This is a genomic window from Trichocoleus sp. Lan (assembly GCF_039961855.1).
GTDB lineage: Bacteria > Cyanobacteriota > Cyanobacteriia > Cyanobacteriales > FACHB-T130 > FACHB-T130.
Genome location: NZ_JAMPKA010000030.1, coordinates 57604 through 73317, shown reverse-complemented (window position 1 = coordinate 73317; position 15714 = coordinate 57604). Strand labels below are relative to the sequence as shown.

At 47.5% G+C, this 15714-nt stretch carries 10 protein-coding genes; 6 read left to right on the top strand and 4 right to left on the bottom strand.

Features of this window, described 5'->3' with window-relative positions; all coding sequences use genetic code 11:
• The first annotated feature begins 742 nt into the window (after positions 1-742).
• Both NDA03_RS22665 and NDA03_RS22660 read left to right on the top strand, forming a co-directional pair.
• Positions 743-1321 (top strand): calcium-binding protein, encoded by a 579-nt coding sequence (locus tag NDA03_RS22665; protein WP_348239220.1) that lies wholly within the window; start codon positions 743-745, stop codon positions 1319-1321.
• A gap of 424 nt (positions 1322-1745) precedes the next feature.
• The gene (locus NDA03_RS22660; protein ID WP_348239219.1) at positions 1746-2480 is read left to right on the top strand and encodes a hypothetical protein; all 735 of its coding nucleotides are present in this window, start codon (positions 1746-1748) and stop codon (positions 2478-2480) included.
• Between the two features lie 426 nt (positions 2481-2906).
• On the opposite strand, the gene NDA03_RS22655 is transcribed toward NDA03_RS22660, so the two are convergent.
• From NDA03_RS22655 to NDA03_RS22640, 4 genes are all read right to left on the bottom strand, one after another.
• Positions 2907-3077 (bottom strand): hypothetical protein, encoded by a 171-nt coding sequence (locus tag NDA03_RS22655; protein ID WP_348239218.1) that lies wholly within the window; start codon positions 3075-3077, stop codon positions 2907-2909.
• A gap of 464 nt (positions 3078-3541) precedes the next feature.
• Positions 3542-4681, bottom strand: a complete 1140-nt coding sequence (locus tag NDA03_RS22650; RefSeq protein ID WP_348239217.1) for an ISL3 family transposase — start codon at positions 4679-4681, stop codon at positions 3542-3544.
• Positions 4682-4690: 9 nt separating this feature from the next.
• Positions 4691-5203: a transposase family protein gene (locus NDA03_RS22645; protein ID WP_348239216.1), complete on the bottom strand. Its 513-nt coding sequence runs from the start codon at positions 5201-5203 to the stop codon at positions 4691-4693.
• 150 nt (positions 5204-5353) lie between these two features.
• Positions 5354-8977: an NB-ARC domain-containing protein gene (locus NDA03_RS22640; protein ID WP_348239215.1), complete on the bottom strand. Its 3624-nt coding sequence runs from the start codon at positions 8975-8977 to the stop codon at positions 5354-5356.
• 326 nt (positions 8978-9303) lie between these two features.
• Here NDA03_RS22640 and NDA03_RS22635 point away from each other — a divergent pair, with 326 nt between their 5' ends.
• From NDA03_RS22635 to NDA03_RS22620, 4 genes are all read left to right on the top strand, one after another.
• Positions 9304-12885: an NB-ARC domain-containing protein gene (locus NDA03_RS22635; protein ID WP_348239214.1), complete on the top strand. Its 3582-nt coding sequence runs from the start codon at positions 9304-9306 to the stop codon at positions 12883-12885.
• Between the two features lie 465 nt (positions 12886-13350).
• Entirely contained in the window at positions 13351-13992 is a 642-nt protein-coding gene (locus tag NDA03_RS22630) for a calcium-binding protein (RefSeq protein WP_348239213.1), read from the top strand.
• 505 nt (positions 13993-14497) lie between these two features.
• Positions 14498-14968 (top strand): hypothetical protein, encoded by a 471-nt coding sequence (locus NDA03_RS22625; protein WP_348239212.1) that lies wholly within the window; start codon positions 14498-14500, stop codon positions 14966-14968.
• 241 nt (positions 14969-15209) lie between these two features.
• The gene (locus NDA03_RS22620; protein WP_348239211.1) at positions 15210-15665 is read left to right on the top strand and encodes a VOC family protein; all 456 of its coding nucleotides are present in this window, start codon (positions 15210-15212) and stop codon (positions 15663-15665) included.
• The last annotated feature ends 49 nt before the right edge of the window (positions 15666-15714 follow it).

Below are 15714 nucleotides of genomic sequence, written 5' to 3'. Positions count from 1 at the left end.
AGCTTCTCACTTCTGGAAATAGGGATTGATACCATTGGCAGTAATCATCCACAAATTTCACGGTGGCTTGGGCTGGACGTGGTTCTGTCATAGGTAAATTCTGGCTTTGAACCGTTTTAGCCTATTATCCTCTCCCTAAAGTGACAAAAGAGCGTTAGTGTCGTTAAAGCAGCAAAGCTAGACTTAGCTGCTTTTGGGCTTGGAGCCAGGACACGCAATCGTTCGGAGCTGAGGATAGGTCGCTGGCGCAAACTTTCTCTGCAATCTTGGATTAGAGCGACTTTGCGCGAGCGACACGAATTTGTCTCGATGTCATTTTATTTGGCTCTATACATTTGTCGTGGCGATCGCTCCACCCATCTCGCTCAGCACCCGACATCAGAATGTGATCTTTTCCGACTTTTAACCTGACTTTTTCAAACCGACAAGCAGAAAGCTAGCTCTTATTCTAAATATATGAGCGATGAAGCCGCGAGTTGAGAAGACAAAGCAAACTGACGGGCTGACGATTCACAACTTCCTCAACCCAGGACAGATTCATACTCAGCTTTACTCAGGCTGCCCTGAGAAGCAATCAACCCGAAGCCCCTGCTTTGACCTGATGCTTTCGAGGCAACCCAACCCGTTTAAATCAGCCAACCGTTTGACCAGACTTGGAGCAAGGCTACAGGTGGCTTTGCGCTGGGCGAGGAGCAGACGTTCAATGCTCATACACACTTACAAAAAAAAGGAGAACAAAACAATGGCAGTTATAGGAACCCCAACCAATGGACGTGACATTCTTGTTGGTAATAGCTTAGATAACTTCATCTCTGGTTTAGACGGCGATGATCTGATCTTCGGTCAAGGAGGCGCTGACTTTCTCCGCGGTGGGAATGGCAGTGACGAGTTGCGAGGTGACGATGGCAATGACTTTTTGAAGGGTGACGCTGGCAATGACAAACTCGTAGGAGGTAAGGGACAAGACTCCCTGTTTGGTGGCGAAGGTCACGATGTGCTCACTGGCTACTCGTTTCTTGGTGTAGATGAAAAAGACGTTCTGACTGGCGGCGGCGGAGCCGACACATTTGTGCTCGGAGATAAGATTGGCTCCCACTACCTCGAATCCGGTTTTGCCACAATTACCGACTTCAAGTCCAGTGAAGGTGACAAAATTCAGATTAACGGCAGTATCTTTGATGGCGGTTACACGCTGACGAAGACCCAAAATTTCTCTGGTAGTTCCGCACTGGATACGCTCATCCACAAAAATGGTAATCTCATTGCGGTTGTGCAAGACACGACCAATGTGTTTGCTTCCTTTGACTTAGTTTCTGCCTAGGTGGCAGGTTGTTTAACTTCCACTCAGGCAAAATAGCTAGAGTCCTGTGGGATAGCTCTTTTGCCTGTCCAATCAACTAGAACAGGGCACAAGTACTCTTAAGGGCAACCTCGATACTATCAGCTCGCTGAAGGGAGCAGGTGACTATATCCTGCAAGTGTGCCCAAGCATCGGCAAACTCCGGAGATTATTCAGCAAAGCCAGTGAAAGTTTCTCATCAAAAATAACCATCTCTTTCACACAAAAAAGAACGCTCACCAATTGAATTAGCCAAATTCGAGCCGCCTTGAATCACCAGGGATTACAAGGTGAGATTGCGGAAACACAGCCTCTTGATGTTTGGCGAACAGTTTCTGATGAATTGATTCAAAGAGAGACAATCATTCCCCCATACCACTATTGAGTTGAATCGGAAAAGATAATCATGAAATATGTACTGAAAAAAATCTGGGAAAACAAGCAAACTTACTCCAATTTGCCCTTGTTTCAATATATGCGCGACCCCAGTTTGACTGAAGAAGAGAGGCTGGGTTTCTACCCTTGCATGGCGCACTTTATTTTGAGCTTTGGTGACATCAATAAGTACATGCTGCGAGAGGAACCAACGAGCAATACATACCAACAGCAAGTAAATATGCATACCTATGAGGACGATCATCATTGGCCTTGGTATCTTGAAGATTTTACTAAGCTCGGTTTCGATCATCTGTGTAGCCCCACATCATGGATGCGTTTCCTCTGGAGCGACGAAACACGCCAAAATCGCATCCTGACCTACCGACTTGCTGTTCTCATTTCTGAGGCAAGTGCAGTAGAACGTATTGCCATTATTGAGGCGATTGAGGAGACGGGAAATGTGCTCTTCAGTACGATGCTTAATTTAGCGAAGGCAATTGAAACCCGACGCGGGATCGAGCTGCGTTACTGTGGAGAATTTCACTTCAATTTAGAGTCCGGTCATTCGGTCGGCAGCGATCACATCAAAATTGCTAAAATTCTTTTGGATGAATCAACCCAAGCGCGTTGCCTCTCTCTCGTTGATGAAGTTTTCGCATTATTTGAATCCTGGACACACGAACTTCTTGACTATGCAAAAAGACATTCGTTTGTTCATCTACCTTCAGCAATCAAGCACAACAACCTTTTACGATTTCCATAGTGGATACATTGATTGAGGTGTTTGCAAGTAATGCTCTAGCTTAGGCTATGCAGAAATCTGGCTAGAATCAACCCTTACAGAATCCGCTTTTATTGCCCCTTTTTTTAACCCAATTGTAGAGACGTTGCATGCAACGTCTCTACAAAGCTTTAGCTTCATAACATACAGTTATCTTACTTTTTTATTTTTTAATAGAATACAGCAATGATAGAAAAAATGGAGCAGAAACGCATAAGTTTTCTTCCTAAGAGCGACATCTTTCAAAGCATACTACTTGAGATGATTCCAGAAAGAGTGATGTTAGTATCTCCAAATTTACAACCTATATATCTGAATCCAAAAGCTAGAGAAATCTGTCAATAGTTGTGAAATGGTAATAATCACTCAGATAGTTTACCCCCAATTCTTTATGATATCTATCGTCAGTTAATCAGGAACTTCAGTTTTGAAGATAGAATGTTCGTAGTAGATTGCCAGGTTACCGGAGAGCAGACGATTCGTATTCGTACCTGCCACTTTATTTCTTGCAGTTGACGACGAACTTAATGTGACTTCTGGTAATCGTCCGTGGCTGTCATGATGGGTATTACACTTCACTAGTCTGGGGTTTGGATATTGGATAAATTAGGAATAAATGCAAAGAAAGCAGGAAACTGCTACCGTTGCTGAGCCTATCAGATCACAGGTCAACTTCAATTTGAAGTTACTTTTAAAAAACATTTGTGACGACACATTTTTGGGAAACTAATACATGAGAAAAATTGTTGAATGACAGCTCATTTGTCGTCTTAACAAATTGTTGTCGTTGAGCGTTTCTATCGCTATTAAAGCCTAGATATATTTGAATGAAGAAAAGCTGGATTTAGGACAATTATGGCTTTAAAGAGGAATCCTTACCAAAGTGTTACTTAGCCCATAACCCCCTACTGAAAAAGATTTGAAGGTTTTTTGGATAACGATACTAATGTGTTAATAGCGACAAATAATGGTTCTTCCCAAGTTTTGGTGATCTTGGTAGTTGAGAGACGTTAGATTCACATCTTGCACCAGAACCCAATTGCCTAACCTGCAAGCAAAAAGCGGCGACTCAGTAAATCAATACCTGCTCGTCCATACATTTGGCGCTTGAGCATCTTCAAACGATTGATTTGTCCCTCGACCGGACCGTTATTTGTCGATAACGTCACTCCTGCTGTGACCGCATTGTAATCTTCTTGCAAGCTTTGAGCAAACCTCACCATCGGAGCAAGATGGCTGGCTTTCGCTTGCTGTAACCAAATGTCTAACTGTTCTGGCTGTCGTTGTCGGACTAAACAGATAAATCTTTGAGCTAGTTCGATCGCTGTTGCCAGTTCAGGCTGTTTGACCATTCCCTCAATCATTTGTTGTTCGTCCGTGCCTAATGTCTCAAGTTGCCGCAACACCAAGAACGCGGCTCGTCGAGCAGTTAGGGCTGGGCGTTGAGGATCAACAACCTTAGGCAATCGCCGCTGGGTGGGGTAACGTTTGAGTTCAACCCCTTGTGCTTGAGCCAACTGACGAATATAGCGGGCAACCGTCATGTCACTGCCGGTGTACCCTTGCTTTTGAATATCCCCAAACAAGGTCTTTACCTGCCTGCGTCCCTCATTGTACTGCTCCAGCAAATACGGCTTATAAGGATTGAGTAAGCTCTTACCTCGGTCACTGCGCTCTTGACGTTCTGAAAAGCGTGCTGTGTGTAAGTAACGTTGTACCGTACGGGTGCTCACTCCTACTTCTTGAGCAATGACACTCGATGACCAGCCCTGTTGATGCAGGTCTTTCACTGTTTCGTAAGTGCTAACTCGTTCCACTCGACGTTGGTGAGCGAGTTGTTGAACCTTTGGAGGCAGAGCTATCGGTGGTGGCAGTACGACTACTTCCTCCTGGGTGCTGCTCGCTATGGTTAACCGTTGAGCTGCATCAACCGCCTTCAATGCTTGGGGGTAAGCTCCTAGCGCCTGTTGTAATACTTCTGCCAGATTTTGCAATAAATGAAATCGGTCTGCAACTTGAATGGCATCCGGTGCGCCTTGATTCATCCCACTGCGATAGCTTGCAGAACAGTCCCGCGATAAAACATCAATGCCAGGATGCTCCTGCAACCATTCTGCTAAGATTTCTGCTTCTCGACCGACTATCAATCCAATTGGTCGGCTTTTGGAGTCTAAATCAACCAAAATGGTGCCCTAGCTTTGCCGTTTACGAAAAGCAAAATCATCCACTCCCAAAGTTTTGGGAACCACTATTGGCGGCAAAGGCAATTGAGCGATTAAATACAATAAAGTACTGTCAGCCGTTCTATGCCCTAATCGATGACTGAGGCGTTCACCTGCTGCACCTCCTAAAGCTAAGCCAATTGCAATTAAGCGTTCTGCAAATCGACAAGTTCGTCGTGCCCAGGGAAGCGTTACTTGGGGCAATCGCTCTGTAAAAATCCGGCGCTTACATACAGGATTGACGCAGAAGAATTTACGAACTCGCAGCAGTAAGGTTACACCAAACTGAACACAAGGAAGGTCTTTCAACTGCCGTTCATAGCGGCTATGAATCTTTTGAGTTGAAGTTTGGCACAGTGGGCAAGCAGTAACCCTTTGAATGGAAGAAACCACCAGGGTGAGTTGATGAGTGGAATGGTCAAGCTTCCATTGGTTGAGGTGAAGATAGTCTTGACTCGGTAGTAAATATTGAAAAAATTCCAATTTCTGAGTTTTTAGCCTGTATATCCTGATCCTGACACAGGATCACCAAAAGTTGGGAAGAACCCAAATAATTTGTTATCTGACAGTTCTGTTTGCGAGGTGAAATCAGTGCAGATCGCACAAAATTCACTTTATATAATCTCGTCGTCGTCAACCTACTTGTTCAATAGCTCCTAACGCTTTGAGGGTTACTTTTTGGCCTTCAGTCAAACCAGTTGTGCCGCTGATATTCATCCCTTCGTAGAGGCGGGGCGATCGCAAGGTTTGCAGACACTTCCCTGTCTCGACCTGCCATAGCTTAATCGCGCCATCGCTGCCACCGCTTGCCAAAACCTCACCATCCGCGCCAGAAGCAACAGACCACACCTCCTTTTGATGATCTGTCAAAACTTTAAGGCATTCCCCCGACTCGATATCCCAAAGGCGAATTGTTTTGTCGAGGCTGCTGCTGGCGACTAATAGGCGGATACTGTCCGCAAGGCAAAATTGAACCGTCCATACGGGAGCAGTATGACCTTGTAACGTTTGGCATTTGCCCGTTTGAACGTCCCACAATCGCACCGTCTTGTCGTCACTGCTGCTGGCGATCGTGCGATCGTCAGGCGCGTAAGCGACTGAAACGACCATGCCTTCATGTCCCTGTAGGGTTTTGAGACAGTCACCTGTCTCGGTATCCCAAAGCTGAATCAGCTTATCCTCACAGCCACTCGCCAACGTCTGACCATCGGAGCTAAACGCTAATGTCCAAGCACGAGTGTTGAGAGGCAACGTGGTTTTGCATTCGCCGGTATGAATGTTCCAAAAGCGAATAACGCGATCGATGCCGCCGCTGCACAACGTCTGCCCGTCGGGCGAAAAGGCGAGCGTGTAAACGGGGTTGGCGATCGCGGCGCTGCTTTGCAAGATCCGCAACAGTTGCCCCGTTGCCACCGTCCACAGGCGAATCTCACCGCGATCATCACTGCTGGCGACCATTTGACCGTCCGGACTGAAGGCAACTGCCCAGATTTGATGTTTATGTCCTGTTAGCGCTTTGTGGAAGGCAGCATGAGCCGTAGAAACATCCCACAGCCGCACGGTGGCATCGTCACTGCTGCTGGCTAAAACGGGGGCAGTGGGGCTAAACGCGATCGAGCGGATGTTAGCGCTGTAGCCGTGCAGCGTCTTAATCGCCTCCTGGGTTTCGGTGTTCCAAAAAATTACGGTGCGATCGGGGCTGCAACTGGCGAAGCTGTGACCGTCTGGATGAAAGGCAACCGACCAAACCCATCCCGAATGCTTTTGCAACACGTTTAAACAGCGTCCAGTCTCGATTTCCCACAGCCGCACGGTGCAGTCAAATCCTGCACTGACCAAAATTTGCTGATTTGGACTAAAGGTGATCGCAGCCACTGAATCGGTATGTCCTTGAAGAATACTGAAGCAGGTTTTGGTCTCCATATTCCATAGACGAATGGTGCGATCCCAACTTCCACTCGCGAGCGTTTGACCATCGGGGCTAAAGGCAACAGCGCGGACATAGGCGGTGTGTCCGTGCAAGGTGTGAATCAGCTGTCCGGTTGCTACCTGCCATAATTTGATGGTTTGGTCATAACTACAACTGGCGATCGTTTCGCCATCGGGACTCACCGCAACACCAATGACAAAATCAGTGTGTCCAACCAGCGTTACACACTGCTGGGTTGCGATATTCCACAGCTTGACTGTGCGATCATTGCCACAGCTGATTAACGTTTCACCATTAGGGCTAAAGGCAACAGATACAGCCCAGCCTGTATGTCCCTCAAACGTTTTACAACATTGACCTGTTGCCAAACTCCAGAGCTTGATGGTGTGGTCTAGACTTGCCGTTGCTAAAAATTCACCATCAGGGCTAAATGCAGCGCAGGCAGTCCAAGAAAGATGTCCTTCTAAAGTCAGCAGTTCTTGATAAGTTGCCGTTTGATAAACTCGCGTCTTACCATCAATCAGACCAATAGCAAATTGCTCACCGTCAGGACTAAAGGCAATCCAGGTTGCTCCATCGAGAGCATCTGTAAAAACAGATTTAGCTAGATCGGCATTGGCAAAATTAGTACGATGTAGCGTTGCGCCAACCAGATATGCCTGCCAAATACTCAGGTGCGAGAAATCGTAATCGTTTAGGTCAATTTCAAGCGATCGCAGTAGGTTAATGATATTTCCTCCTGCATAGCCCGCTGATCTGGGAGACTGCGATCGCAGCGTAGACAAAATACTATCAAGCTGATGTCTAATCTCTTTTTTCGATCGAAGTTGATTTACCAGCCTTGCTGCCAGTGGAGCAAGAACAATGCGAATTTGACTGTCACGAATGTAGTCTTTTTCCTGTGCTTTTATCAGAGCATGGCTAATAAACAAATTGAGATTCTGAGTATAAATTTCCTCGCAAACGCGATCGATTAGCTGTTCGGTTACATATTCCATCACAACAGGCTGTAAGGTAAACCGTCCAGCGTTCTTCTCGATCAGCGATCGCTGCCGTAACGAAAGCAAAACGTCAAGTAGTTCTGTTCTTGAACTGTCGTTAATAAAATCTTCTCGTAACTGAGCGATCGAAATCCATTCGCGAGCGCTCGCGAGCCAGTACATCGTTTGTTTTTCAAGTTCACTGAGTCGTTGAAACTGTTCGTCGAGTAGCAAAGTAATGTCGCCAAACGCGATCGTGCCCTGCTCTAAGAACTGCGTAATGCTGCCATCAAATACATCTCGAACGGTTGCCAAGACAATTTTTAGCGCCAGCGGGTTGCCTGAATACGAAGTCGTTAAATTTTGCCACTCATCAGAATTGCAAATAAAGCCGTCTGCTTGAAAGAGCGATTGAACTGCTGCTGTGTTAAGCCCAGTTAGGGAAAGCGATCGCACGGGCAAAATTTCACCTTCGAGCGGAACGAGTGTTTTCGGTTTCTCTCGACTTGTTAATAATAAGCAGCTTGAATGATGTTCGCTCCCGATGCGCCTCAAGAATTCGTCGTACTGCTCGTAGCCCGATCGATATTGTCCTGCTTGCACTCCATCTAAAATGGCTTCGACGTTATCGAATACGATCAAGCAGCGCGAAGAACGTAACCACTCGATCAGTTGAGAAATCTGCCCATCCAATGATTCAGCTTGAGTTACTTCTTGCTGATTGGCAAAAAATTTAAGTAGCTGATTGAGAATGATTTCAATTGGTGGCGCATTACGTAACGACTGCCAAACTAAATACTCAAACTTATTTTGAAGCTGTTCGGCTAGCTTTGCTGCTAGTGCGGTTTTACCGATACCACCCATGCCAATGAGTGCAACGAGCCGACAGCGATCGGATTCAATCCATTCATGCAGCAGCGCCATTTCTGCCTGACGACCGTAGAAGATTGAGACATCGATCGACTCTCCCCAATGCTGATATTGGTTCGTGTTAACAGATAAATTCGATTGTGCAAGCAACGTGGGTTCACTGTCTGCTTGTGAAGAAATTGCTACATCTTTCTTGCTTTGATTTGCTAAAGCAGTGTGTTGATTTTGAGCAAGCTGCCGACGTAGAACGGATTGAACGTTTTTCTTGGTGACTGGTTCTTCAAAAGCTTGACTGAGTTGAAACCAAAGCTCTTGTCCAATGTTGCGAATGTAGCTCGTGTCGTAACCGACCTGCTTAGCAATTTCTGGATAAGTTAATCCTTGCCAACTGTAGCAGAACACTAATTCATGAATATTTTTGAGCTTCTGCTCTTTAAGCAGTTCGTTTAGCAAGGCTAAGGCTTCCTCAGAAGTCATGAGTGAAGACCTCCTAATATAAATGCTCAGTATTGTATCTGTATTGTCAAACTAGAGGCAAATTTGTAAAAGATTCTGCTTTAGCGATTTGCTCCTAAATTTGACCGTTTGCCAAACTACTCGCTTAAAAATTTAGCAGTACCAAAAGTGTACTTTGATACTCCATTCGGAAATTTAACTCAAGTAGCACTGATTCGTTCACTTTAACTCAAGCAACTCAAAAGATTAACGATTGCAATCTTCGGGCTTTAACAGTAGAACGATCAACTACGATGGTAATTTGAGCAGATTGATTCACATAAGTGCTGCCTGCAAGGACTCTGTTTATGACTCCTGAGGAAGCTATTGTTTCGCTTGATGCCCTGCTACCTGGACAAAAACTCAAAGACCTACAAGAGGATGTGTTTCGTTACACCTGGCAGGGCTGGACTTATGCTGAGATTGCCAACCAGGTTGGTTATGATGTCGGACATGTCCGCGATGTCGGTGCGAAGCTATGGCAGCAGCTATCGATCGCCTTCGGGGAATCTGTCAATAAAAACAATGTGCAGGCGGTTGTACGCAGGCAAACACTACATCTGCGATCGGCAACGCTTGACTCACCTGTCGAGATTCCTTCAAGCGGGAGCGCAACATCTTTAGAGGGGATCGCTCCACGCCAGCCTGCGACTCAAACTCGTCAACACTGGGGAGAAATTATTGATGTGCCCGTTTTTTACGGTCGCACTGAGGAACTCGATCAGCTAGAGCAGTGGATTGTCACGGACCAGTGCCGTCTGATTGCCCTGCTAGGCATGGGCGGCATCGGTAAAACCACCCTGGCAATCAAGCTGGTGGAACGCCTGCAAGGTCGATTTGAAGTTGTGATTTGGCGATCGCTCCGTAACGCTCCACCGATTGAAGAATTGCTCACAACCCTCATTCCTCTGCTGTCTGAGCAAAGATCTGCATTGCCCACAACTCGCGCTGAACTGATTGCGCTGTTGATGCAGCATTTGCGCGCTTCGCGATGTCTGTTGGTTTTAGACAATGCCGAAACGGTTTTAGAGCAAGCGGCGATCGAATATGGAGAACTGTTTCAAAAAGTTGGCGCAGAACGTCATGCAAGCTGTTTAGTGTTAACGAGTCGAGAAAAGCCGAAACCGCTTGATGCGCTGGAAGGAAAAACGCTGCCCGTCCGCACGATCGCGCTGGGCGGTTTGCGGCTCGAAGATGTGCAGGCGATCGTCAAGGCTGAAGGCTGTTTTTATACTTCGGAAGCCGAACTGCACACGCTCGCTGAATACTATTCTGGCAATCCGCTGGCGTTGAAAATTGTTTCAACGACCGTGCAAGATTTGTTTGACGGCAGCATCGCGCAGTTTTTAGAGCAGGGATCGATCGCGTTTGGCAACATTCGTACCCTCATTGCTGAACAGTTTGATCGCCTCTCAGACCTGGAAAAACAAGTGATGTATTGGCTGGCAATTCACCGCGAATGGGTAGGCATTGCCGAACTGCGATCGGATCTGATGGCGGAGCGATCGCAAGTCCAGTTGCTTGAAGCATTGCAGGCACTTAAACGCTGTTCTTTGATTGAGCGAACAGCAGGACAATTTACGCTGCAACCTGTGGTAATGGATTTTGTCACAGAGCATTTTATTGAGCAGGTGTATGAAGAAATTAAGACGCAGAATGTTCGCTTGTTCATCAGCCATGCTTTGATCAGAGCGGAGGCGAAAGACTACGTGCGCGAAAGTCAAATTCGCGTCATTCTTGCGCCACTTATCACCAGGCTATTGAATGAATGGCGATCGCAAACGGCGGTTTTGGATCAACTCGATCGCCTACTTGCCAAGCTGAGAGTGGAGTATGGAACTTCAGCTGGATATGGCGGCGGCAATATTATTAACCTATTGAATTATTTAGAAATTGATTTAAATAATTACAACTTTTCAGGTTTGAGTGTTTGGCAGGCATATCTACAAAATGTAAGCTTGCGGGGCGTGAACTTTACCGATGCAGATTTAGCAAAATCTGTATTTACCGAGACGCTGGCAACGCCTGCCGCTGTTGCTTTTAGTCTGGATGGGCAGCTTTTGGCAACGGGCGATCTCAATGGTGAAGTGCGGCTGTGGAGATCGAGCGACGGCAAAAATGTACAGGCATTTCGTGGTCATACAAGCTGGGTTTGGTCGCTGGCGTTTAGTCCCGATGGTCGCACCCTCGCCAGTGGCAGTGACGATCGCACTATCAAACTGTGGGATCTCGACACGGGGCAATGCCTTCAAACGCTGGAAGGACACACTGGCTCGATCTGGTCAGTGGCTTACAGCTCAGAGGGGCAATTTGCCAGCGGTAGTGAAGACCAAACCATCAAACTGTGGGATCTGGACACGGGGCAGTGTTTGCAGACCTTGCAGGGACATACAAACTGGGTGCGATCAATCGCCTTTTGTCCGATCGCCCCAATTCTGGCAAGTGCGAGTGACGATGCCACGATCAAGCTTTGGAATCTGCACACTGGAACTTGCGATCGCACCTTGAGCGGACATATTGGTCATGTCTGGTCGATCGCCTTTCGCCCAAACAGTTCTGTTTTAGCCAGCGGCAGCAGCGATTGCACCGTGCGATTGTGGCAAGTTGAAACAGGCGAATGTTTGCAAATCATGCGCGGACATACGAACTGGGTACGATCGATCGCCTTTTGTCCGCAGGGTCAACGCTTGGCAAGCGGCAGTGAAGATCAAACGGTTAAGCTGTGGGATCTCGCTACGGGGCAGTGTCAGCGGACGCTCAAAGGTCATACGAACTGGGTGCGCTCGATCGCCTTTAGTCCCGATGGTCAAACGCTCGCCAGTGGCAGCGGCGATCACTGCGCCAAAATTTGGGATGTGGTGACGGGAAACTGTCAGCGAACGCTCAAAGGTTATACCAATCGCGTCTGGTCAGTGGCTTTCAGTCCCGTTGGCGCTAGCCTGCCGTCAGGCATTGGTGAAACGTTAGCCAGCGGCAACGACGACTACACAATCAAGCTGTGGGATGTTGGCAGTGGCAGGTGTGCCCGTGTCTTCCACGGGCATCATAACGCCGTCTGTGCGATCGCATTTCATCCTGATGGCGAACTGCTGGCGAGTGGCAGCAGCGATCGCACCGTGAAGCTGTGGGACTTACGATCGGGGCAGTGTTTGCACACGCTGCAAGGGCACACAAGCCGAGTTTGGTCAGTAGCGTTTAGCCCAACTCAGTCACTGCTTGCCAGCAGCAGCGACGATCGCACGATTAAGCTGTGGGATTTGGGCACAGGGCAGTGCCGTCAGACCTTGCAGGGTCACACCAGTTGGGTTTGCTCGATCGCCTTCAGCCCCAATGGTCAGCAAATCGTTAGCGGCAGCTACGATCAAACGCTCAAGCTATGGGATCTGGAAACGGGTGAATGTCTGCAAACCTTTAATGGACATACGATGTGGGTGTGGGCAGTCGCGTTTAGCCCAACGGGTGAAACGATCGCGAGTGGCAGTGGCGACGATACCGTGAAGCTGTGGAATTTGCAGGGACAGTGCGATCGCACACTGCACACGGATTCCAATCGAATTTGGTCGATCGCCTTTAGCCCCAAGGGAGAATTTTTGGCAAACGGCGGCAGCGATCGCACGGTGAAGCTGTGGAATCTAACAACGGGCGAATGCATTCAGACGCTTTGCGGACACACCAGCCTCGTTTGGTCGGTGGCTTTTAGCCCAAATGGTCGTTTGCTGGCAAGCGGCAGCCAGGACGAAACGATTCGACTCTGGGATCTTGAAACGGGAACTTGTCTCAATCTCCTCAAAGCCGATCGACCCTATGAGCGCATGAATATTGCAGGCGCGACTGGACTGACCGAGGCGCAAACCGCCACACTGCGAACGTTAGGCGCAATTTTAGAGTAATCAAATCTCGATCGATTCAAGGGTAGCGTGATTAGCGTTTTTGCGATCGCTCGGTTTTGTCGTGGCGAGCGCTCCACCCATCCCGCTCAGCACCCGACATCAAAATGTGATCTTTTCCGACTTTTAATCTGACTTTTTCAAACCGACAAGCACAGAGCTAGCTCTTATTCTGAACATATGAGCGATGAAGCCACGAGTTGAGAAGACAAAGCAAACTGACCTGCTGACGATTTACAACTTCCTCAACCTAGGACAGATTCATACTCAGCTTTACTCAGGCTGCCCTTAGAAGCAATCAACCCAAAGCCCCTGCTTTGATCTAATGCTTTCGAGGCAACCCAACCCGTTTAAATCAGGCAAACCGTTTGCTCGGACTTGTAGCCTTGCTACAGGTGACTTTGGGTTGGGCGAGGAGCGGACGTTCAACGCTTATACATACTTACACAAAAAAAGGAGAACAAAACAATGGCAGTTATAGGAACCCCAACCAATGGAACTGATGCTATTTCGGGTGATAGTTTTGATAACATCATCGCTGCTTTAGGCGGTGATGACTTTGTCCTCGGTGGCTTTGGCAATGACCAACTCTCTGGCAACGATGGCAATGACTTCCTTAGGGGTGACGATGGCAATGACACTCTCTTCGGTGGCTTTGGCAATGACGAGCTACAGGGTAACGAGGACAATGACACTCTCTTCGGTGGCTTTGGCAATGACAAACTCTTAGGTGGCACAGGCAATGACACTCTCTTCGGTGACGCGGGCAATGACACTCTCAAAGGCTTCCTTGGTCTCAATGGAAATGAATTAGACACCCTAACTGGCGGTGGCGGAGCCGACACATTTTTGCTCGGAGATCAGGCTAGTTCCTTCTATCTGAACGCCAACGGCTCTAGTTTTGCCACAATTACTGACTTTAATGCCAGTCAGGGTGACAAGATTCAGATTAACGGCAGTGTCTTTGGTAGCGGTTACACGCTAACCAAGAGCCAGAATTTCTCTGGTGGTTCCGCACTGGATACGCTCATCCACAAAAACGGTGACCTCATCGCGGTTGTGCAAGACACGACCAATGTGTTTGCTTCACTTGACTTTGTTTCTGCCTAGGTTGCAGGTTGTTTAACTTTCACTCAGGCAAAAGAGATAGAGTCCTGTAGGATAGCTCTTTTGCCTGTCCAATCAACTAGTAGAACATGGCACAAGTAATCTTAAGGGCAACCTCGATACCATCAGCGGGCTGAAGGGAGCAGGTGACTATATCCTGCAAGTGTGCCAAAGCATCGGTAATACGCGGTTTGGCATGAACCTCGATCGCTCAACTGCTTAATTTGAGTTAGGTGGAGCGATTGTTCAAAAGAATTTTACTCGGCGATCGCTCCACACAACCTGTTTTCATTCCACATCGCGATTTGGGTTCTTCAACTCTTACAGACCAACAAACAAAAGCGTTCCGGTCGATTAACTGCTCGGTGGAGCATCGTTGACGAAAGATTGACCTGCAAATGGCTAATCGAATAGCTAAAACCTTATTCTTCAGCACAGCCGTTAACGTTCTGTTCGGCAATGCCGCTCATTTGCTCACCAAACTTACTTGAAATTTAGGAGCTTTAATATGATTCACCACATTTCGATCGCAACCCATAATCCGCTTCGTGTCGCTCAAGTTTTAGCCGAATTGCTAAATGGAGAAGTTGTTCCATTTGCTTCTAATCCAGGTAGCTATGTTGCCCTTGCGTTTGACGCTTACGGAACCCTAATAGAAGTGCATCCGCGTGGATTGGAACTTCGACCAGGAATTGGCGAAGCCGCCGTTCAGCATCAGGTGAACCCTCACCCCTCTGCTTACACTGCAACTCATGCCGCAATCTCAGTCTTAGTTAGCGAAACTGAAATTCGCTCGATTGCAGCTCGTGAAGGTTGGCGGGTCGAGCGCTATAAACGTGGCGATGCCTTCTTTGAGGTCATTGAGCTTTGGATTGAAAATCATCTGCTGCTAGAACTGCTGCCGCCTGAGCTTTCGGCTCAATATCTTGCCTTTTTAGAACCGCGATCGCTCAAAGAATTTCTGGCAGCAACAAGCTAGTTCAACGGAGTCATACTATGAACAACACTCTACCATTTTCTAATTCGCTTCTCGAAGACTTCTGAGATATTTTGAAATCAACGTTACTAGCCAGTACAACATGAATCTTCTTCAGCGCTTTTTACAAATTGCACTGCGTCGATATCGCTATGTAGTGGTGGCGATCGATGGCATCAGGTTAGATTGTAGTCCACAGTAATAGAGCACCTAGAAGACCAGCATTTTTGTAGAGGTATCTATCATGCAAATCTCGATTCAAGGTCTTTTTGAAACACATCTGACGGTGAGAAATTTGGCAACTTCACTCGCTTTTTATCGAGACGTGGTTGGGCTGGAGTTGGCTTACCTGGTACCCGATCGCGCCGCTGCTTTCTTCTGGATTGGAGGCCGGGGGCAAGCGATGCTAGGTCTATGGGAAGTAGGTGATGCTCCAAGCGGAATGCGTTTGCATTTAGCGTTTACAAGCACGGTTGAGCAAATTCTTACTGCTCCATCTGCATTGATATCTAGTGATGTTGTTCCAAAAGGATTCTACGGCGAACCTGTTGAAGAACCAATTGTTATTGGTTGGATGCCCGCTCTCTCGCTTTATTTCACCGATCCAGACGGGCATTTGTTGGAATATCTGGCAATGCTGCCGCAAGAGCCTTGTCCTGAAGTAGGGATAGTTCCTTACAGTCAGTGGCAGCTAAAGTAATAGTCGCAGTAGTTATAAAGTTTGAGAAAGTGCAGCCCAATAAAAGAGT

Coding starts and splice junctions, on each gene's coding strand:
- NDA03_RS22665 (WP_348239220.1), top strand. CDS start 743: ATGGCAGTTATAGGAACCCCAACCAATGGACGTGACATTCTTGTTGGT.
- NDA03_RS22660 (WP_348239219.1), top strand. CDS start 1,746: ATGAAATATGTACTGAAAAAAATCTGGGAAAACAAGCAAACTTACTCC.
- NDA03_RS22640 (WP_348239215.1), bottom strand. CDS start 8,977: ATGACTTCTGAGGAAGCCTTAGCCTTGCTAAACGAACTGCTTAAAGAG.
- NDA03_RS22635 (WP_348239214.1), top strand. CDS start 9,304: ATGACTCCTGAGGAAGCTATTGTTTCGCTTGATGCCCTGCTACCTGGA.
- NDA03_RS22630 (WP_348239213.1), top strand. CDS start 13,351: ATGGCAGTTATAGGAACCCCAACCAATGGAACTGATGCTATTTCGGGT.
- NDA03_RS22625 (WP_348239212.1), top strand. CDS start 14,498: ATGATTCACCACATTTCGATCGCAACCCATAATCCGCTTCGTGTCGCT.
- NDA03_RS22620 (WP_348239211.1), top strand. CDS start 15,210: ATGCAAATCTCGATTCAAGGTCTTTTTGAAACACATCTGACGGTGAGA.